Below are 537 nucleotides of genomic sequence, written 5' to 3'. Positions count from 1 at the left end.
TCGCCGCATAGTTACGCATGTCGGTGGCTCCACAGGCAAGATAGACCCGAACCCCAGTCCCTGGTCCAATCATGCCGACTCCACCGCCCGGATAAGCCGCGTCAGCGTGGCGGCATCCACGCCGCTGCCGAAGCAAAGGCTGCGACCGCAGGCCAATCGCAACTCGATCATCCCAGAGGGGTCCTGTTGGTCCCCACGGCGCTCCGTCTGCACGGCATTCATGTCCACGGGAACAAACACCGCATTCGCAGAAGGCGACAACAGTCCCTTCTTCTTCAGCTCACTGCGCCAGGTGTAAATCTGCTGTCGTGTCACATCGTGTCGCTGCGCAACCTCAGTCACCGTCGCCCCGTCGATCCCAACCGACATGAGAATCCCGAGCTTCTGTTCGTCGCACCACCGCCGCCGCCGTTCCTGCCCAAGAATTTCCACCCGCATCGCAAACCTCGCCTAAGACACGTCGCTAACGACGTCGTTAAAGACGTGTCTTAGGCCATCACGACGATAGCCGGCAGGCGGTGACAATCGGGCGGTTAC

General features: G+C 60.9%; 1 protein-coding gene. It reads right to left on the bottom strand.

Going from position 1 to position 537, the window contains the following annotated elements; translation table 11 throughout:
- Positions 1–69: 69 nt before the first annotated feature.
- Positions 70–438 carry a transposase gene (locus tag QN224_RS33605; protein WP_283980185.1) on the bottom strand — a complete coding sequence of 123 codons (369 nt, stop codon included), beginning with the start codon at positions 436–438 and terminating at the stop codon, positions 70–72.
- Between the last annotated feature and the right edge of the window lie 99 nt (positions 439–537).

The organism is Sinorhizobium sp. 7-81 (assembly GCF_030124405.1).
In the GTDB taxonomy this organism is placed as follows: domain Bacteria; phylum Pseudomonadota; class Alphaproteobacteria; order Rhizobiales; family Rhizobiaceae; genus Sinorhizobium; species Sinorhizobium psoraleae.
The sequence above is the reverse complement of the archived record's forward strand: the minus strand, read 5'-3'. Positions and strand labels throughout refer to the sequence as shown.